This is a genomic window from Brucella sp. JSBI001 (assembly GCF_026014005.1).
Taxonomy (GTDB): domain Bacteria; phylum Pseudomonadota; class Alphaproteobacteria; order Rhizobiales; family Rhizobiaceae; genus Brucella; species Brucella anthropi.
Window position 1 is genome coordinate 808,129 of sequence record NZ_CP110339.1, and the last position, 18,457, is coordinate 826,585.

The window sequence follows — 18,457 nt, forward strand, 5'->3', positions numbered from 1 at the left end:
GGAAGGTCTAGGAGGTTGGGCGCAGGCCACGCCGAGAGAACATTGTAGGTCAAGTGCCGATTCGTCAAGCCGTCGCGAAAATCCCAAGACTTGCGACACTTAAGAATATGACGGGTAAAATATCGTGGCAAAAAAGGCAATCAAACTGGAACTGGCAGAATTTGACCTTAGGATTCTCAATGGGTTATACTGAACCCAAAGGCCAAATATCGTGTCACATGACAGTTCTCCTCTTATAACCGACTGAAAAAGCTCAACTTTTTTAAGGTGTGGGGCTTTGGTTTCTAGGAGAGGGGATGGCATGTTCTTCTTTAGTTTCTTCGCGCCGAATTGAGCCAGCTTTTTTGCGTTCGCATTCTTTATGTAATGCACCGCCATGGCATCGGTCGTCCAGCCGAAAAGCGCCTTCAGTTCGGCATTGCTGCCTCCGCTTTCCGCCACGATCTGGGCCAGTAGTTTGCGTAAGCCGTGGGCGCGCCCTGATACTCCCGCCTCGTCGCACACTTCAGCAAACCAGTTGCCGAAAGATGATTCCCTCTTGAATGGTCGTCCTTGTACTGGCGTAGTCAGGAACGCCATGTGGCTTATCGAGCAAGCATCTATCGACTTCTGAAGGCTAGGGTGTACCGGGATGAAAAGCGGCTCATCGTTTTTCTGCGCCCTAAGCTCGACCACAGCATTACGGATGTGTTGCGGGCCAAGGCGATAAACGTCTGATCGACGCAGGCCTGTAAACAGAAGCAAATCCATCGCGAGGCCCGCCAACGTTCCCGGCATGTGCTTGTCGTAGAACTTGGAAACGTCTTCATATGTCCAAGGTGTATGACCTATAGCCTTCGCTTTCGGTCGCTTCACGTCCCTAACCGGATTGGCGCGGGCAATTCCTGCATCCACCGCCCATTCGAAAAGGTAACCCATTACCTTCATGAAATTTATTGCGGCGAGTGGGGTGTCGGCGCGCCTGTCGCGCCCGGCAGCGATGGTATTGCGCGTGACCTGAGAAACCAGCATTTTGCCGCCTGTTTCGCAAACTGCTTTCAGGATATTGGACCGCGTGCGCTGAGTGCTTGGCGCTAGCGCCTTAAACGCTGCAGAAGCTTCATATTTTTTCACAAGCCACTGAAGTGTAAATTTCGATGGCGGGCTGGCAATTGCCATATCTTGTCCCCCCATGAGTGAACGCCAGTGAACAATGAATTCTGGAGAACCATATTCACCTTTATTCGCGTGCGCGGTCCATCGCCAATACGGAAGTACCAGACAACACGCCCGTGTTCTGGTCGTTTGTTTCTGAACGTATTGGTATCGGTGAGGCGCCATATTTTTCATCAGAGATAACCGTATGTCCGAAGGACAGGCCAATGAGGCCTGCATTCCCGGTATGGATAGGTTTGGCTACTTCCCGATCACTTACGGCAAGTCGAATATTACGCCGCTGTCGCACCGCCTAGACTGACGCCACATCGAAAGCGTCGCTTTGGGTAATGGGCGAGGGCTAACCCAGCCGCAGGACCATGCGCCGGTAGTGACGGAATGGCATTGGCCGTCCAGCGAGGAAGTGGCTGAAGGGCTTACTGATGAGCAGAAAGATGCAATCCGTGGTGCTATAAACGGCGGCATGTATAAGCAGGCGCCGCAGGTTAAAGACTGGGTTGGTCACGCCGTGGCCTATGCGCTTGGGTTGGATATTGACGACGAAGTGCAGAAGAAGCGGGCGGGCCTCATAACCAAGGCGTTATTCAAGGAAGGCTTCTGGGCGAAGGTCGAGGAGCGCGATCCGATACAGCGGAAGACGACATCGTTTGTGAGGGCGGTTTGAGAAATACGGCAAATGCCGTATTTCTTTTTTGCTTTTATTTATCCAGTAAACCTCTTGTCGCTCATCTCTTTTAGTGACAATAAAACTATATTTAATCGCTATAGCAGGGGGCATGTGCGGGCAATGGGGATAAGGGGCGCGTTTGGCGTTTGTAGATGGCGCCACTATTTAATTGCTTTTTTAGGAGTATTGGGGCTGCTCTTATCTCAGGAAAGCGCCTATTCCGCTCCAGTGACTTCGCCTCAATACTTTAGTGGTTCGAAGAATGAATGGATAACTGGTAGTCTCACGGCTACGGGGAATAGGGTTACATTCAGCCTAGTGGCGGCCCCAGCCTCTGGCAGTGTTGTGTTAAACGCCAACGGCACTTTTACTTATACGCCTAATGCTGAATTTGTCGGCGACGATTCCTTTCTTTTCCGGGTCACGGATGAAAACAACGAGTTCTCCGAAAACTCAGCCCATTTCACGATTTCAGCCGAACCGAGAGTAACGTCAGTTGCAGTGCCGGCTAGCGGCTATTACAACGTCGGCTCAATGCTGAATTTTTCGGTTAATTTTGATCAAGCTGTATTTGTCTCTGGCACGCCTTCATTGTCAGTTATTATCGGCTCCGACACAAAGCCAGCAGCATATGCGGGCGGTAGCGGTACAAACACCCTCACGTTTTCTTATACTGTCCACCCTGGCGACATGGACATGAATGGGATTGCGATTGGCGCGCTTTCGACCAACGGAGGATCCATCGGAAATAGCGCAAATGATTCAGCGGCATTAACTCTCAACAATGTCGGGGTCACGTCTGGGATATTGGTCAACACTGCGAGCCCTACAGTTACGCTTTCAACTTCGTCAACACAGTTTGACGCCATCAAAAATGTTACAGTTACATTCTCTGAGCCGGTAACGGGATTCACTTTCGGCGATTTCGATATTTCTTCTGCCGGAGCGATCAATGGCACCATGCACTCATTGGCGACTAGCGACAACATAACATATACCTTTGTCGTTACAATGTCTGGGTCTGGCGTTACGACATTGAGGGTACGAGCTGGATCTGTCGTCAACGTGGCAGGAAATGGCAACTTCAGTTCCAATGCACTGAACCTAATACTTGATCCCTTACCAAACGCGGACTTGCAGAACCTCATACCCAGCACAGGTACTTTAACGCCCGCCTTTGCTCCCAACACGACCTCATACACGTTGAATGTCGCAAACGATGTGGAGAGCATTTCGTTCAACCCATCGCTTGCAGATATCAACGCAACGGCTGTCGTCAACGGGGCTTTAACGCCCAATGGAACGTCCAGTGCTGCAATCCCATTGGTGGTGGGGAGCAACACGGTTACCACGACTGTAACCGCGCAGGATGGAACGACCACGAAGAGCTATACGGTCAATGTCATTCGCGCGCAGTCCGGCAATGCCGAACTGGTGGGCCTTGTTCCGAGCGCTGGATCTCTTGACCCGGCATTTTCGCCGAGCGCGACGACTTACGCGCTGGCGGTTCCAACCGAAACATCGTCGTTACAGCTGACGCCCACTTCTGCCGATCCGACGGCAACCATCACGATCAACGGAGCAATTGTCCCACCCGGTAGTGCGAGCAGTGCGCTTCCGCTCGGCATCGGCACGACAACCTTGACGGTGGTCGTCACGGCGCAAAATGGAACAACGCGCAACTATACGGTAAATGTCACCAGAGCTGCGTCAGCGGATGCAACGCTTGCTGGCCTCGTTCCCAGTGTTGGCTCGCTGGACCCGGCATTTGACAAGGAGACGCTCAGCTATTCTCTCAATGTTGAAAACACGGTCGAGAGCATAACCTTCGCCCCGACGGTTTCCGAGCCTTCCGCTCGCGTAACCGTTGCAGGGAGCAGCATTGCTTCTGGAAGTTCTAGTGCTCCTATAGGGCTGACTATTGGTGCGAACACGGTTTCGATTGTTGTGACTGCGCCAAGTGGGGCCAATCGCAGCTACACGGTTGTGGTCAACCGTGCGGCCATGGTTTTCCCCGACCCGACGCTTGATCCCGAAGTGATCGGCTTGTTGAACGCGCAGACAAGTGCCGCACGACGCTTTGCGCAGGTTCAAACCCGGAATTTCCAAAACCGGCTTGAGCAGTTGCATGATGAAGGCGACCGGCGAAAGTCTAGCCTCGGCGTGCGACTTGGCAGTCCATCGACCGTACAGCAACCGGAAGACCCGACCAATCCCTCTTCGTCAGCACCTTCGGCAGGGATTACACATCTCGGCTATGCCCGCGAGCAGCGCGATAGCTTTCCGGGCAAGGCTATTGGCTTGAAAGACCCGGTGCAGGCTGCGTCGTCCATAGACCCAGACCTTGGACCATTCGCATTCTGGAGCAGCGGCTTTGTGAACTTCGGTCAGCGCGATAGCGGCAAGCTCGATCTGGACCATACGCTTGTCGGCGTGAGTGGAGGTATCGACTACCGGTTCTCGGAACGCTTCGTGGCGGGCTTCGGTGTCGGATACGGGCGGGATCGCACAGATATTGGCGACAACAGCACGGACAGCCGTGCCAATGCCTACAGCGCTGCGGTCTATGGTAGCTTCAAGCCGATCGACAATTTCTTTATCGATGCGCTTGTCGGCGGCAGCATCCTGGATTTTGACTCCACCCGCTTTATCACGGCAGACGGTAGTTTGACCGACGGCAAACGTGATGGCCATCAAGTGTTCGGATCACTGACGGCTGCTTATGAATTTCGTCAAGAAGCATGGCTTGTTTCGCCTTACGGCCGGATGGAAATGTCGCGCTCCTGGCTTGATGGTTATTCGGAAGGTGGTGACAGTATCTACCGGCTGACCTATGGCGATCAGACCGTGGACACTGTCACGGGTGTGGTTGGTTTGCGCGCCAATTATTCCATCGACTACACATGGGGGCTTCTGACCCCCGGTGTCCGCGCCGAATATGCTCATGATTTTCAGGGCTCCAGCCGGGCCGCTATGGGATATAGCGCGCTTGGCGGGCTTCCCTATGCACTCGATGTTGAAGGCGAAAGCAGCGATAGCGCCAATGTTGGCCTGTCGCTTGATTTCAGCTTTGATAATGCCTGGACCACAGGCGTCGAGTATCGAACCGGCTTTGGTGGATCCGGTGCGCGAGACCACGCGATTGCACTGCGGGTTGGTGCGAAGTTCTAGTTTCGGAAGGCTAGTAAGTTAGTGCGAAGGTTTGAAATGCGGGGCTTCGGCTCCGCTTTTTTATTGCTGCGACCAATCCGGTGTGATGCCGTTCTTACCCATGATGCCGTATGTTCCCCCTGTATTAATGAACCAAACGCTGAAAATTGCGCAAAGGAACAAGAATACGGATGCTGAGACGGTGATACGCGTTCTCCTAGGGCTCCGTCTCAATAAGAGATAGACGCCTGAAGCAACGGCAGCCGATGAAACATAGGCAGCAATCATAAACGGTCCTTAGTGGGAAAAAGGCGGAAACCCGCAAAAAATACAGCCTGCTATCGCCGCGTTCAATAGGCCAGCTTAACTAATACAGCAGGTTCTCGCTCAAGTTGTGGACTTATAATAAGGAACATATCAGCAAATGGTTCGTTTCGCTTTTCCAACCAGGAGGACGATCATGAAAACTTTGTCTGATATTTTCGAGCATACATTGCAGGACATTTATTACGCAGAGAATGCCATTACGAAGGCTCTCCCGAAAGTCGCCAAGGCGGCCAAAAGTGCCAAACTTAAGCAAGCCGCTGAGGAACATCTCGAAGAAACCAAGGGGCAGATCACGATCCTGAATGAGGTATTTAAGTCTCTCAAGCTAAAGCCTACTGCCGAGAAATGCGATGCTATCGAAGGGCTGATCAAGGAAGCCGACGGCTTGATTGAAGAGGCAAGCGGAACAGCTCTTGACGCAGGCTTGCTCGCAGCTTGCCAGGCAGTCGAGCATTATGAAATTTCCAGATACGGTTCGCTGCGCGAATGGGCAAAGGAGCTCGGACACACGGAAGCGCACACCTTACTGACCCAAATTTTGGATCAAGAGAAAGCTACAAATAACAAACTAACGAACTTGGCCATAAGCCAAATCAATAAGGCATAGTTTTCTGGCCGCACACGGGAGGGAGGCGGTACGTCCTCCCTCTCTTTTTTGCGCACTTCTCGAAAACCCTAAAAGAAGTTCGCAAATGCACGCTGCTTTTGGTGCGTAAAAGTTCTTATATAGAAACTTACGCACAAAGCGCGCGGCGCAGTTCTCGTAATTTGAGAAGTGCGCACTTTCCTGATTTTAGGATTTTCCAAAATACAACCTGATGTGAGGAAGGCAACAAGACGCCCCCGGTGAATGGTGTAACTGGAGGACCGCAAAGCGCCTTGCCCCATGGCAGGGTAACGTCTCGTTTTCTGCCTGTCCATTAACACCACATTTATTGAGACATTCCACACTCCTCTTGCCGCTACCAACGGCATACCGCAATCAACACGAGGAGCTCACATGGCACGCAGCCGCACACGCGCGCCTTTGTCTACGACGACAACCGTCACCAAAACCCAAACCGTCCGCATCAACGGCGCCCGCGTCAAGATCAGCACCAAGTCTGGCAATGTGACGACAAAGCCAGCCCTGCCGCTCGAATGGGAATTACAGGCGGCACAGGTTTCCGCATTGCGCCGACTGCCACAGTACCAGCGCCAGTTCCTGTTGGCGGGAGACATGAACGCGAGCAAGAGAGGCCCGATGGCTCAGGCTCAGGCAATCGCAACGGGAATTACCAGCGGTGAACCTGACCTCCGCATCTATGGTGAATTCGGGCGTCTGCTGATGATCGAGAATAAGGTCGGGCAGGGAGGACTGTCACCAGCCCAGAAAGACCGCCACGCTGCCCTACAGCGGCTCGGCTATCCGGCGCAATTAATCGCGCACTGGTTACCAACATCAATCAACCGGTTCCTGCTAAGTATCTCATGCCAGGTATGGCTCTGCTTTGCATCGATACCGGCACCGAGTTGCGATTGCTGTCCTACGGCGATGCGGAAGCTATCCTTGCTGCTGCCGAAGACGCAGTTGCGCGGGCTGAAGCGGCGGTGGAAGGTCTCAACAGACAAAACATGCTCAAAGTTGATGACTACTTCTTGCCTGTTCTTATCTAGAAATTCGCCACGCATAACGCTCCCCATGTTCTCCAGCACAGCTTACTGATTTGGGCGTGGCAGGCAAGTCCTTGCAGTGGCAGGTTTAAGGCCCCAGTAAGGTTTCACTGAACTGGGGCCGAGCACCTTGGGAAATCACGCTGAAAGCAATAATAGGTGCCCAGTCGACGTTTATCTCGCATATTGTAAACAGTCTGTTTCGGGATGAACAAGAAAACCCCGGCACGTCTCCCAATACGCCGGGGCTACGCGCCTCCACGTGCGGCGAACACGATGGGCACGCTGATGAAGTATATCATAGACGCAGCGACTATAGCGTCCATCCATACACAGCGAGGGCTACACCTCCGACGGCACCAATAACCGACCATCCAATCATGCTGATACCCATGAAGCTGTGATACGTTTCGGAAGAGATCTTGTTGAAAGCTGCGGCCACAAAAAGGTTGGCAGCGGCACCGAGGATTAGACCGATACCGTTGGCGACGTAAGCGGCGGGATGAAGTGCCATGCTCTGCATGAAATATGGCCGCAGTAGGAAAGTTGCTCCAAGCATTCCTGCAATCAGCACAAAAACCGATACCATTCCGAAGCCGGACCATCTTACTAGCATTTGGTGAACTACCTTTGTCTTGGGGAGAGGTCAGGCGGTAATGGCCCTTGCTCGCTCGTCGGACAACCCTCCGACGACAAAATCCTCAAGAAAAACCCCGGAATGAGCCGGGGGTCTATGTTCATTGTTTTCGTCTGGTGTCCCAGAAAAGCATTGATATGACCCAGAGCAGCGCAACGAAGATTGTGCCCTCAATTAGAAAATACCAGTGCATGACACCACCTCACATCGGAATTCTACCGCCGCTCGAAGCTTTGCTCATCATCCATGGGATTGCCGCTTCCGGCTGTTCAAGCAGATTGCGCTTTCTCGCGAAGCCTTCGAATGCGTTACGCGCTACGTGAACCGGCTTAAGCCCATTCTGTGCATCGCAGCAGGTTTTCCACGTAACCTCAAATATGACGTCGCGTTGTTCGTCGGGCCAGTCATAAAGAAAATCAATAGCATCTTCGATGCTTGCAATCTCTTGGATTAAGTATTCGCCGTCCTTCACAAAAATTGGACTGTCAAACAAACGGTCGCTCATCGAAACCTCCATTTGATCGAACGAAGTGTGTTGGAATGACGGCTTCGATTTAGTGATCGCATCGACGGTTTCAAGAGCCTCTTATGTTAAATTTCAGGAAATCCCCATGAACAAAACAGCGTTCTTCGCGTATGCGAGGCGCGCGCCTTTTGGCGGGCGCTTGAGCCAAGCGCAGGTCGACGGTACGTCGGCAATTCTGGCTATGGCCGAGCGCCGAGGCCTGCCAGACGAGCAGACGGCTTACGTGCTCGCGACGGCGTTCCATGAGACCGGCGGCAAGATGCAGCCGATCGAGAAAAACTTGAACTACACCAGTGCGGCTCGCATCCGGCAGGTCTGGCCGTCGCGGTTCTCCTCCGTGCAGAGCGCCCAACCTTATGTGCGCAATCCGCAGGCCTTGGCTAACAAGGTCTACGGCGGGCGCATAGGAAATACCGGCGCCAACGATGGCTGGCTATACCGCGGTCGCGGTTTGGCGATGATCACCGAGCGCGACAATTATGAAAAGTATGGCCTTGGCGTCGCGCCGGACAAAGCGCTTGAGGACGGCGTGGCTGTGCGCATCCTGTTCAACGGGATGATCAACGGCAAGTTCACGGGCAAGCGGCTGACTGATCACTTCGGTAGTGGCTGGGCTGCGCCGCAGGATGCCCGCGCAATCGTCAACGGCAGCGACAAGGCCAACAAAGCAAGGAAGATCGAAGATGAAACGAGCAAGCTTGGCGGCGGCGATGTTGACGCTGCTCTTTCTCGGTGGCTGCGCGACAGCCGGTAGCTACTGCGACGTGGCCCGGCCTGTCCGACCGAGCGTCGAGGACAGCCTGACTGATGGCACGAAACGTCAGATCCTCGCAGAGAACACAAAACTGGAAAAGCTTTGCGGAGTGAAACCGTGAAGGCGTGTCTTGCAAGGAGGTTCGCCCGCGCCCAATTGCTGATAAACTGCGTGACTTTTCAACTTTCAGGGAGTGGTTGAATGCCAAGCACGCTGGACAAGACGTTTGATGCGGTAATTCAGAAAAGCCAGAAAAAAGGAGGTTGGACGTACATTGTCTGGCCCGATGCAGCGGCTTTCTTTGGAACAAGGGGCCTTGTCAAAGTGAAGGCAAGCGTCGACGGCGTGGACTTTGAAAGTTCCTTCATGGCGCTCGGAGACGGACTCACAAACTTCCTATCAAAGCTGACCTTCTCAAGCGGATTGCTAAGTCTGCGGGAGACAGCGTCACGGTCACGCTGCGTGAACGTTTGCGCTAAGCGTTAAATTTATGAAACGGTAAATCATATGTCTAATCTTAGGAAGACGCCGGATGACCGGCGCTGAAATCATGGCCGCTGTCGGCTTTATCGTAATGATTATGGGCTTTCCGTTAGGTCTATGGAAGTACGTCGAAAGCCAAATCGCGAAAGCTGAGACGCGCAACGCGGCGAAAGCCGAAGCTGCGACCGCTCTTGCTAGCCTGACGCGGCAGGAGCTTTCCGATTACAAGCTGCGCGCAGCCGAGACGTTCGCCACGAAGGCAGGCATGCAGGAACAGGCGTCGCAGATCATGCGGGCCATTGAAAGCGTGGCGCATCGCATCGATGGGCTCACCGAGCGGATTGACAATCTGATGCAGCCTAAGTCAGCTAGAAGTAGAATTTAATTCCTGAAAGGTTGGAACCAAAGATACTGCGCATGCATTATATGTTCGGAAATACCAAATATGAATGGAGAATATAATATGCGTCGTATTTTTCTAGCTGCTGTTGCAACTGCTGCAATCGTTTCTTTTGCAAATGCGCAGAACGCTACCGCAATGCAAGAAGAGGCATTTGTTACCGCAAAGCCGACCGACGTTATTACTAGTAGTATCCTGAATCTTGACGTTACGAATGCTAACGATGAGAGCATCGGCAAGATTCAGGATGTAGTGATGGGCGACGGTGACGTCGAAGGCTATATCGTATCGGTCGGCGGCTTCTTGGGCGTCGGCGAAAAGTATGTGGTCGTTGACCCTGATGCCATCGAGATTGTCTATTCTGAGAATGATAAGAAATGGTCGGCGAAAATGAACGCTACCAAGGAAGAACTCGAAAAGGCCGCCGAGTTTAAGTACGAGGGCCGATGGGCTAAGTAACCAGTTTTTGAGAGAGCGGCTTTCGGGCCGCTCGTTTCATTTTTGGGCAGCTGGAGACGCGAGTAACTCACTACTGATTTTCAGGTTCAAGTGCTCTCCGGGTCATGTGAATGCAACGGCTTAATGAGATCAATCGCCCCGCTGCGCCGGAGTTCTTATTTATGCCAGCGAACAGAACCAAATAACGGGCGCCACGATCGGGATTGCAAGCGCGCACCACGCAACCCGCCACCCGACATTCTTTGTGCCTAGGAATGCCGTCATGACTATAGCCGCCGCTATCATCACGGTAATCGGCCAGTAGATTGACATATAGACGAGGGCGGCAACCCACCAAGGAAATGAAATCATGTGCGCTTGTAACCGGTGGATAGTGCGGCGGCAATATCTCGTGGTGACGATGTCATATAAGAAAGGCGCCCCGAAGGGCGCCAATTTTTTATTTGTGCTGGTTGGGATCAACCAAGCGATAGCTTGAGCCAGGCTTAGGGGTTGGAGGTAAGGGCTTTCCTTGCACTCCAGTTATTTCTGGTCCAACACCGCCGCGCGGTCCAATAGTTGCATACCGGCCGGAGCGGGGAGTGATATTACCTGGCTTTAGAGGTGGCTTCGCCATTTGTTGTAGACTCTTTCGAGAGCATCTTGATTGAAAGTCCCTAGAGGCGTATCACTCGATTGCTAAGGCGAGAAAACGCCGAGTGCCGATTGGTACTCCGTTTTTATCGACACAGGGGCAAGAAGTGAATCATTTCGCTTCTTGCCCTTTGTTTATCTCATTGCGCGCCGATCTCCGCAAATACTAAATCTAGTGTTAACATTCTTTGGGTGCGCCCGCTGGGGGCATATGTGGATAACGGGGAGGGATCACTTAACTGGTCCGAACCTGTGTTATGGCGCGCCGCCATCAAAAGCCGCCGCGATTTTTATTTGCCCATTAACACCACCTTTATCGAGACATTTCATTTTCCTTTTGCGCCGCTCACCACGGCTACCAACCAAACACGAGGAGACTGTATGTCCCATGACAGACAGGGCGCGGGTGCGCGCCTTTCACACGAAGAACTCCTGCGGCGCGCCGAGGCCTACCGCGAGCACGGCACGCTGGTTAAGGCTGCCACTGCGCTCGGCATTAAAAAGTGGCATTCCACGAAAGCATCAAGCGGGCGGCGGAACTGGGGCTGTTGGGTCCGTCGCCGACGTTGCCGGGCAAGCCGCATCTATGGAAGACGCCCCTGGCTTTCCCCCTGCAGGCACCTCCGATGGCGGCAGCACGAGCTATTATGAGTTGCCAGCTGGCGCGACCGAGCTGAACGACCTAATCGAGCATAAAGGCATGTCCTTCGCACCCGGCAACATTTTCAAGGCCTGCTATCGGTTTGGGGAAAAAGATGCGGCCAACCGAATGTATGATCTGAATAAGATCTTATACTTCGTGTGGGGGCCTAAGGCTGTGGAAACGCGGAGGTAAACGTAGCCAGTCGTGCGCACCCTTTGAGCGCTTATCTACGAAAAGAACGCTTTCGCGATGAGCCACCGCATCACCGCCTAAGTATATTGGAAAGCTTTGTCCAATCTTCTGAGGGGGATGACATCTGTTTGTGCGCGTCTTCAATTTCGCGCGGCGTAGCAACAGCATGTTTCAATATGCTAAGATTGGTGGCGGGTACGGTAAGGCCGATATTCTCTTCATGGTTATTCATTTTAATCTCTCTTTCGTGTTGTTTCCCTTGCCGAGCAATTAAAATAAAAAAAGGCCAAGCAATGCTTGGCCCCAAAGCTAATTTCTTTCAACAGTGCCAGTACATCCGTGGTCACAAGAAAGAAAAAGCCTCATTTAGGCTGCTTGCAGATTACAAGCAGACATCTTGCCCGACTTGCGATCCTGTTCCAGATCATAAGTGAGCTTCTGGCCTTCGGTAAGCGAGTACATACCTGCGCGTTCAACCGCAGAGATATGAACAAACGCATCGCCGCCGCCATTCTCAGGCTGAATAAACCCAAAGCCTTTTGCTGTATTAAACCATTTAACTGTGCCGGTGTTCATAGGAACCCCTTTCATAGAAATATTGATAGCCGCGTTCGAAACAAACGCAGAGATGAAACGATTTTTTAAAGGGAGTTTTCGTCAACGCACGGCGCTAATCGTGCAGAAAGCTAATCTCAACAAGAAAATCTCGATGTTATATTGTAGCAATTTTAATTATTTGTGTCAAATTTTTAATATGATTCGGCTAATTTAACAGATAAAAATACTTAAATATCTTAATATTTCCGTTGTTGTTACAATGAAATAACGATTTCAAACTTATTGTTTGAGAGGCCCTGTTTGGGCGCCCTCAAAGGATAATTATTGAGCCGTGCCATAAGCAGAAGACACTTCCGTCTGTGAATCTGGGTCCGTTTGAATGTCGCCCATTACTCCAGCCATAAAACTCTTCAGAACTAACGCTGACTCATTATAATGGGGGCCTGGTAGGGGTTTCATCCTGGACGTGAGATAGCCAGCCTTAATAATCATCTGCTTCAGAATGCGATGGTTTGAGTGAAAATCGCCATTATGGATATTGGAAGACATGGCGTCCTCCTTTCAAATTGCGGGCAAGGGTAATTCAACCCACGTCAGCAGAGCCTGTATTAAATCAATTCACTGACACTTTAGGGTGGACTGTTTGTGATTTGATAGCAAGCGAACAATTAAGGTCACTTAGGGGCAAGATACTCACTATTCTGACGCAGCCCGAACGATCTTATGTTCGGAAATCCAGCTCCACATAAAAAATAACCCCGCGGCGTGATCGCGCGGGTTGAAGTCATGTCTCATCGGCACCCAAAATTTTATTCAGAACTTCGCGTTTGTAAAGTCCTAAGGATTGATTTGTGGGACATCAATATAAACGAAAGAAAGTGCTGACAGTTTTTTGACCGTACGATAAAAGGTCTCTCCAAAAAAGGGAGGGGAGAATGTACAGCAAAAGGACGGTCGAAGCGCCGCGTTTGTGGGTAGTTCGATGGATCGAACAATTGTCACTCACGAAGTTTCTGGCATTGGTTGTGGTTTGCAGCGCAAGTACTGGCGTAATTCTGAGCCGGTTAATTTGAAAGCGCTAAACGGATTGCACACGATAGGATCTTTAATAGTAAAGCCCCGACGCCTCTCCAAACGTCGGGGCTTCCTACCATTCCTGAGTGTTGTTATCGAGGCATGGTAATACAAAAACTAACGTGTTTGCGATCGCGGGCAAGGGCTTCATTTTAAAAGCCCCGACACGCTCTTCCCGGAGTCGTCGGGCCGCGCTCGGCAAATGAGGTGCATGTCCTTGCCGTCCGCTCTATCCGCTGAGCTTCGTACGGACCCAGCGAATAACTAGAAAAAGGCGCCCTGCCCTAGGGACGAGCTAGGCAGGGCTGCGTCAGCGACGGTTCTAGTGGTGAATGAGCCGTACTGGCGGGGAGTGGTATCGATGCATTGCGTGAAACTACGTTGGCGAAATTTTGTTCCGTCATTTTAGCCCGTCTTTATTCGGCCCCCTCATTCTATCCTGGAATAGCCCCTTAATTGCCCGGACAGTTTCTGCCACTTAAATAAGTAATAGGACTACTGTTCACATTATGACTGGTAATAGCATTAAGATGGAAATTCTTTCCGGCCCTGAGCGGCGTCGACGCTGGAGTACAGCGGAGAAACTTGCGATTGTCCACGAAACCTACGAGGCGGACGCAACGGTCAGTCTGGTCGCCCGTCGTCATGGCATTGCGCCCAGCCAGCTGTTCGCGTGGTGCAAGCTTACGTCAGAGGTCGCGACGGCAGCCGAAGAGGAGGTTGTCCATTCCGGTGACCAAGCTCGGACTCCAGACAATGCCGCCGCTGACGCTGACCGCATTGCGGTTTGGCATAGCTGTTCCGCTTCTGTTGCTCTTCGTTCTGGGCAAACAAAGACTTCCACTCAAGGCTTTTCCCAGACTGGCAGGGTTGGGTGTTCTGGGCATCGGCATTGGTCAGGTTTCACAGACATTGGGTGTTGCCGGCACATCGGCATCAGCCGGAACGATTATTTCCGCTACCATTCCCCTGTTTGTCGTCGTTTTTGCAGCCCTTCGCCTGAAGCAGGCCGTTTCAGGCGTGCAGGTGCTCGGACTGGTTACCGCCTTTGTGGGAATCGGTCTGGTCGCTCTGGAAAAGGGCGATCCGTCTGTGGTTGGAACGCAAAACAGTCTCGTCGGTGCAAGCTTCCTGCTGCTGTCGGCAGTCGCTATCGCCTTCTATTATGTGTGGAGCGTTCAGCTCACGGTTCAGTACGGGACAGCCACAGTTGTCGCATGGAGCACTTGGTTCGGCTTGCTGGCACTCTTGCCGTTTGCCGGATGGGAAATCTCGACCGTCGATTTTCAGCTCAATTATGTTGCAATCGTTTCAGCGATCTATCTTGGTTTCATTGTTAGCGTTGCTGGCTTTTTCCTCTGGCTTCATCTCCTGCGGACGGTTCCTGCCAGAACGGCTGCCAGTGTTCAGTATTTGCAGCCTGTGTTCGGGGTCATGGCTTCGTCGGTCATGTTTGGCGATTCGATGGGGTGGTATTTCGCTGCGGGTGTCACACTTGTTTTGATCGGTCTGGCACTGACGATCTTCACGAAGCGACAAAGGCAATGAATATCGATATTGGGCCAATTTAAACTGCAAGAAGGCCAAAAGCACAGGCTCGATCTTGAGCATAGTGCAAAGGCCTGACAGAGGAGCGCCTTATTGCAACCGACATGGAGGCCATCTTGCACAAGCAAACCACGGCACAATTGGCCTTGGGGCTTCTGGATTGGAACCGAAAGCATCTGGTTCAAGGCGGAGCGCTTACAGAGGCAATCATAGCGGAGAAATTCGCGGACCAGTTCATAGTCAAGGCCAATGGACGCATCCATCCTGCCAATCATGCCAATTATTTGGCCTTTCTGAATGGTTTCCGCAGCACGATTCACACCATCGACTACGATGTGCAAGACGTTGTGGTGGAAGGAAATTCAGCCGTACTGGCAATGACTGCCACGGTCGTGCGTCTCGATGAGACGACGGATCAATTCGAAGCGATGCTGCTTTTGAAATTCGATGAAGCTGACCGTGTCACCCTCTGGCACGAAGTTTACCTGAAAACACAATAGGGCACGGTACGAGCCTTCCAACGAAGACAGAACGCCGCGAGCACTTCGCGGCGTTTTATGTCTGTTCGGTTGTCCGTTATTGTCCGTGTGGACCGTCGGGAACACGGTGCCTCATATAGACACGCGGCCGGTCATTCCCGTGCCAGCCTGGACGATCACGCCATCCACGGCGACCCCAATGCCTGTCGCGATAGTAGCGACGATCACGATACCAATAGTCATCCCGGTCATTGAGAGCAGAGCCTATGGCAACGCCAGCGATAAGCGGAATGCCGATGAGTGCAGCTGTTCGACCGAAATCATCGGAGTAACCACCTGATGTTCCCTCGCGAAATGCCAGATAGCGCGACGATGCCCAGCCATAAGTCGGGCCGTAGCTGACCTGACACCAGCCATAACCGGATGTGCAGCCACGCACAGTGACAGGCGCTCCGCTTGGGATGGAACCCAGTGTCGCATAGCGCGTGCCGGGGCCTGTTCGAATATTGAGGTTGGTGGTGGATATGGCGTTCGCGGCCTGCGCTGCGCCCGCCGCAAATACGCCCAAGGCAACAAGAGCGGCTTTGAGAGCAAGCTTCATCGGAGTTCTCCCTGAACTGTCTCTATTGTCTATAAAACGACATCGATGAGCGAAGGTTCCAATCAGGGCAGACAGGCGTGCGTGCCGAATAACAAAAGCGCCGGAAAACCGGCGCTTTCGAGGATCTTTGCGGATTGCTGGAACTATCGTCTGCAGCGAGCCACATACATGCGGCCATGACGGTCGCGATATTGGCAATTGCCATTGCGCAGTTCACGCACCAGAAGGCCGCCCAATGCGCCCGCACCTGCGCCGATCAGTGCGCCACGTCCGCCGCCAGCAATGCCGCCAATGATGGCACCTGCGCCGGTGCCGATGGAAATATCCTTTTCGGTGGTCGTGCAGCCCGTTATTGCGAGCAAGGCCACCAAACCAAGCGCCACTTTCCGCATCCCTGTCTCCTCCTGAGAAATACCAGACTAAGCTTAAACGATTGATTTCATGATCGGTTGCGTTCGAACCTGCAGGCCCGGACGAAAAATATCGCAGATCGAAACCGCGTTAGTGGCGACGATGGCGAAGGATGACCGCAATCGCCAACCCAGCCAGTCCGAACGCGATAACGCCTTGCAGAATGAAAACCCAGTTCATCATGATGTAGTCCTTTGACACTTACCTCATTGAGAGGTGCGTACGAATTTGAGTTCTACCTAGCGCATTTTAGTCGGATGGGAAACGCAACATAATGGCTTTGAGCTGGAGTGCATCCCGAAAAGTGCGACGCGCCTACACAAGGAAATAAGTTCGCTGGACTGATCTCCGATCCTGTTTTGATTGGACATGGTGCGCTTTGATGAAAACTAATCGTATGAAATCATTAAATTTATTTAATGGGAGTATTCACTTGGCGTTCACGTTGGCGAGCGCATTTTCCTTACATCGAATAAACAAAGGAAGCCGATATGAAGCCGATCGTTATTGCTCTTACTGCCTTTTCCTTTCTTGCAGCTCCTGCTGCGATGGCCCAACCGTATCCGTCGCAACATGGCAAGCCGTCTCACAGCCAGATGCACAAGGGTGGTCCGAAATATGATGCGCGTAAATATGACAATCGCCGTCACCAGAGCTGGAAGAAGGGCAACCGCCTGCCGCCAAACTACCGCGGCCACGTCGTGAACAACTATTCTGGCTACAAGCTGCGCAAGCCGCCACGCGGCTATCACTGGGTCAAGGTCAACAACGATTATATGTTGATCAGCATCGCAACCGGAATCATTTCGTCCATCGTGGCGGGCCGGTAAATAATCTGCACAAGAAAGGCGGCCATTGGCCGCCTTTTCCATGTCTGCAATATCAGTTCTCGGGGCCAAAATATTTGGCTTTCAGCTTGGCGACCTCTTCACTCTCGTGAGCACTGATGATTGCTACGCTGGCGGGCTTGACGAGTTCGCTATGGCGCGGGAAGGCAAAGCCATATTTGTCCGGGCTGAATACATTCCCGACAAGATCGACAGGTTGGTCGGCGTGCTGGTGGGCGTAATATTCCAGAACCGGCCCGTCGCCGACGATTGCCGCAATTTCATCGCTGACCAGTGCGTTTACCGCTTCGGGCATGTGATCGAAAGGAACAGTCGCGATAGAGCGCGACTTCAGAAACCGTTCTGCGACACCGCCTGCACGAACGCCAACGGATTTCCCCTGCAGATCAGAAAGGCTGGAAATATTGTTGTCGATATGAGCGACGGTCATGACGCTAGTAATCGATGAAGTCATGTAGGCGATGATCGCTATGCCAAACACCATCCAGAATGTCTGCCAGATGCGTCCCACCCAACCGAACAGGTTTTTGCGTGAAGTTTTGCCAGACGTCGCAATGGAAACCACGTGATAGAAACTTTCTGCCAGTCCCTCGCGCCAGCGTTTCGGAAAGCCTTCATCAAAACGCCTGTCGAAGATCGTCAGCAATACCGTGGCCGCAACGAGAATGCCGAGGATCCAGGCATAAGTCGCCAGATGTCCCGCATCATCAAGGCGGCTGATGAGATCGTCCCAGCCACTTCCTGCCTGGGTATGCACCATGATGCGCAAGCCAGCATCGAACCATGGATGGGTGAAATCCACGATCTCGGCACGCTGTTCCGTGATTGTCAGATTGGTAACGGCGGCTTCGACTTTGCCTTCTGAAACCGCTTTCACCAGTTCGGTGTAATTCGGATACTCCACATATTGCGAAGCAAGGTTCATGCGTGTGGCAATGTCCTGCCAGATATCGATAGCCATGCCGGAGAACGCATTGCCCTGTTTGTTGACGAATGGCTCACTGACATAAACACCGACCTGCACGGGCTTGGGTGCCTGCTGCGCATACGATGCTGATGGAAATACCACCAAAAGTAGAATTAGAATATGTTTGTATAAATGGTGGTTTATGAAGCTATTCATTGGCATTAACGACAAAGCACGTCCCCAAAAAATTCCAGTACTTGCTGTATTTTAGATAGTTTCGATATTTTAATTGTATTAATATTTACCTCAACAGTTATCATGATATTTCGAGAAATATGTTCGTTAGTTGCTG

Annotated in this window: 18 protein-coding genes and 3 pseudogenes; 13 read left to right on the forward strand and 8 right to left on the reverse strand. The window is 52.2% G+C overall.

What is annotated here, in order from left to right; all coding sequences use genetic code 11:
• Window positions 1-99: 99 nt before the first annotated feature.
• Window positions 100-1,158 (reverse strand): tyrosine-type recombinase/integrase, encoded by a 1,059-nt coding sequence (locus tag LJ361_RS03820; protein WP_105529142.1) that lies wholly within the window; start codon window positions 1,156-1,158, stop codon window positions 100-102.
• Window positions 1,159-1,477: 319 nt separating this feature from the next.
• Between LJ361_RS03820 and LJ361_RS03825 the strand changes: the two genes are divergently transcribed.
• The 5 genes and pseudogenes from LJ361_RS03825 to LJ361_RS03840 form a co-directional block, all read left to right on the forward strand.
• Window positions 1,478-1,819, forward strand: coding sequence for an ATPase (locus LJ361_RS03825; RefSeq protein WP_264812726.1), 342 nt, complete (start codon window positions 1,478-1,480; stop codon window positions 1,817-1,819).
• Window positions 1,820-1,942: 123 nt separating this feature from the next.
• Window positions 1,943-2,863 (forward strand): annotated as a pseudogene (locus LJ361_RS23560) (Ig-like domain-containing protein); the annotation flags it as partial.
• Window positions 2,864-3,025: 162 nt separating this feature from the next.
• A complete protein-coding gene (locus LJ361_RS03830; RefSeq protein ID WP_264812727.1) occupies window positions 3,026-4,993 on the forward strand; it encodes an autotransporter domain-containing protein in 1,968 nt (655 codons plus the stop codon).
• A 439-nt stretch (window positions 4,994-5,432) separates the two neighbouring features.
• Entirely contained in the window at window positions 5,433-5,906 is a 474-nt protein-coding gene (locus LJ361_RS03835) for a ferritin-like domain-containing protein (RefSeq protein WP_010661706.1), read from the forward strand.
• Between the two features lie 809 nt (window positions 5,907-6,715).
• Window positions 6,716-6,928: pseudogene (locus tag LJ361_RS03840) on the forward strand (hypothetical protein); the annotation flags it as partial.
• A 337-nt stretch (window positions 6,929-7,265) separates the two neighbouring features.
• Here LJ361_RS03840 and LJ361_RS03845 read toward each other — a convergent pair.
• Window positions 7,266-7,541 (reverse strand): hypothetical protein, encoded by a 276-nt coding sequence (locus tag LJ361_RS03845; protein WP_010661708.1) that lies wholly within the window; start codon window positions 7,539-7,541, stop codon window positions 7,266-7,268.
• A gap of 250 nt (window positions 7,542-7,791) precedes the next feature.
• The gene (locus LJ361_RS03850) at window positions 7,792-8,094 is read right to left on the reverse strand and encodes a DUF982 domain-containing protein (protein WP_010661709.1); all 303 of its coding nucleotides are present in this window, start codon (window positions 8,092-8,094) and stop codon (window positions 7,792-7,794) included.
• 106 nt (window positions 8,095-8,200) lie between these two features.
• Here LJ361_RS03850 and LJ361_RS03855 point away from each other — a divergent pair, with 106 nt between their 5' ends.
• The 4 genes from LJ361_RS03855 to LJ361_RS03870 all read left to right on the forward strand — a co-directional run bounded on the left by LJ361_RS03855 (window position 8,201) and on the right by LJ361_RS03870 (window position 10,211).
• A complete protein-coding gene (locus tag LJ361_RS03855) occupies window positions 8,201-8,869 on the forward strand; it encodes a hypothetical protein (protein WP_226622261.1) in 669 nt (222 codons plus the stop codon).
• Between the two features lie 201 nt (window positions 8,870-9,070).
• A complete protein-coding gene (locus tag LJ361_RS03860) occupies window positions 9,071-9,355 on the forward strand; it encodes a DUF1905 domain-containing protein (RefSeq protein ID WP_313733218.1) in 285 nt (94 codons plus the stop codon).
• Between the two features lie 46 nt (window positions 9,356-9,401).
• Entirely contained in the window at window positions 9,402-9,737 is a 336-nt protein-coding gene (locus LJ361_RS03865; protein WP_010661712.1) for a hypothetical protein, read from the forward strand.
• Window positions 9,738-9,815: 78 nt separating this feature from the next.
• Entirely contained in the window at window positions 9,816-10,211 is a 396-nt protein-coding gene (locus LJ361_RS03870; protein ID WP_264812731.1) for a PRC-barrel domain-containing protein, read from the forward strand.
• A 1,834-nt stretch (window positions 10,212-12,045) separates the two neighbouring features.
• Here the strand turns inward: LJ361_RS03870 and LJ361_RS03875 are convergent.
• Together LJ361_RS03875 and LJ361_RS03880 are read right to left on the reverse strand one after the other, a co-directional pair.
• A complete protein-coding gene (locus LJ361_RS03875; RefSeq protein WP_010661715.1) occupies window positions 12,046-12,255 on the reverse strand; it encodes a cold-shock protein in 210 nt (69 codons plus the stop codon).
• Window positions 12,256-12,558: 303 nt separating this feature from the next.
• Window positions 12,559-12,786, reverse strand: a complete 228-nt coding sequence (locus LJ361_RS03880; RefSeq protein ID WP_010661716.1) for a hypothetical protein — start codon at window positions 12,784-12,786, stop codon at window positions 12,559-12,561.
• A gap of 1,034 nt (window positions 12,787-13,820) precedes the next feature.
• On the opposite strand from LJ361_RS03880, the pseudogene LJ361_RS03885 reads away from it, so the two are divergent.
• The 3 genes and pseudogenes from LJ361_RS03885 to LJ361_RS03895 all read left to right on the forward strand — a co-directional run.
• Window positions 13,821-14,048: pseudogene (locus LJ361_RS03885) on the forward strand (transposase); the annotation flags it as partial.
• Complete coding sequence (locus LJ361_RS03890) at window positions 14,044-14,859, forward strand: DMT family transporter (protein ID WP_313733215.1); 816 nt, start codon at window positions 14,044-14,046, stop codon at window positions 14,857-14,859. The pseudogene LJ361_RS03885 and the gene LJ361_RS03890, both read left to right, overlap by 5 nt.
• 116 nt (window positions 14,860-14,975) lie before the next feature.
• On the forward strand, window positions 14,976-15,359 hold the full coding sequence (locus LJ361_RS03895; RefSeq protein WP_235691865.1) for a hypothetical protein: 384 nt from the start codon (window positions 14,976-14,978) through the stop codon (window positions 15,357-15,359).
• A 76-nt stretch (window positions 15,360-15,435) separates the two neighbouring features.
• Here the strand turns inward: LJ361_RS03895 and LJ361_RS03900 are convergent, their stop codons facing one another.
• Together LJ361_RS03900 and LJ361_RS03905 are read right to left on the reverse strand one after the other, a co-directional pair.
• Window positions 15,436-15,939, reverse strand: a complete 504-nt coding sequence (locus LJ361_RS03900) for an SH3 domain-containing protein (protein ID WP_010661054.1) — start codon at window positions 15,937-15,939, stop codon at window positions 15,436-15,438.
• A gap of 143 nt (window positions 15,940-16,082) precedes the next feature.
• Entirely contained in the window at window positions 16,083-16,331 is a 249-nt protein-coding gene (locus tag LJ361_RS03905; protein WP_012092366.1) for a YMGG-like glycine zipper-containing protein, read from the reverse strand.
• A 510-nt stretch (window positions 16,332-16,841) separates the two neighbouring features.
• On the opposite strand from LJ361_RS03905, the gene LJ361_RS03910 reads away from it, so the two are divergent.
• A complete protein-coding gene (locus LJ361_RS03910) occupies window positions 16,842-17,180 on the forward strand; it encodes an RcnB family protein (protein ID WP_010661056.1) in 339 nt (112 codons plus the stop codon).
• Between the two features lie 52 nt (window positions 17,181-17,232).
• Here the strand turns inward: LJ361_RS03910 and LJ361_RS03915 are convergent, their stop codons facing one another.
• Entirely contained in the window at window positions 17,233-18,336 is a 1,104-nt protein-coding gene (locus tag LJ361_RS03915; protein WP_029925157.1) for a transporter substrate-binding domain-containing protein, read from the reverse strand.
• Between the last annotated feature and the right edge of the window lie 121 nt (window positions 18,337-18,457).

Coding starts and splice junctions, on each gene's coding strand:
- LJ361_RS03820 (WP_105529142.1), bottom strand. CDS start 1,158: ATGGCAATTGCCAGCCCGCCATCGAAATTTACACTTCAGTGGCTTGTG.
- LJ361_RS03835 (WP_010661706.1), top strand. CDS start 5,433: ATGAAAACTTTGTCTGATATTTTCGAGCATACATTGCAGGACATTTAT.
- LJ361_RS03845 (WP_010661708.1), bottom strand. CDS start 7,541: ATGGTATCGGTTTTTGTGCTGATTGCAGGAATGCTTGGAGCAACTTTC.
- LJ361_RS03850 (WP_010661709.1), bottom strand. CDS start 8,094: ATGAGCGACCGTTTGTTTGACAGTCCAATTTTTGTGAAGGACGGCGAA.
- LJ361_RS03855 (WP_226622261.1), top strand. CDS start 8,201: ATGAACAAAACAGCGTTCTTCGCGTATGCGAGGCGCGCGCCTTTTGGC.
- LJ361_RS03860 (WP_313733218.1), top strand. CDS start 9,071: ATGCCAAGCACGCTGGACAAGACGTTTGATGCGGTAATTCAGAAAAGC.
- LJ361_RS03865 (WP_010661712.1), top strand. CDS start 9,402: ATGACCGGCGCTGAAATCATGGCCGCTGTCGGCTTTATCGTAATGATT.
- LJ361_RS03870 (WP_264812731.1), top strand. CDS start 9,816: ATGCGTCGTATTTTTCTAGCTGCTGTTGCAACTGCTGCAATCGTTTCT.
- LJ361_RS03875 (WP_010661715.1), bottom strand. CDS start 12,255: ATGAACACCGGCACAGTTAAATGGTTTAATACAGCAAAAGGCTTTGGG.
- LJ361_RS03880 (WP_010661716.1), bottom strand. CDS start 12,786: ATGTCTTCCAATATCCATAATGGCGATTTTCACTCAAACCATCGCATT.
- LJ361_RS03900 (WP_010661054.1), bottom strand. CDS start 15,939: ATGAAGCTTGCTCTCAAAGCCGCTCTTGTTGCCTTGGGCGTATTTGCG.
- LJ361_RS03905 (WP_012092366.1), bottom strand. CDS start 16,331: ATGCGGAAAGTGGCGCTTGGTTTGGTGGCCTTGCTCGCAATAACGGGC.
- LJ361_RS03910 (WP_010661056.1), top strand. CDS start 16,842: ATGAAGCCGATCGTTATTGCTCTTACTGCCTTTTCCTTTCTTGCAGCT.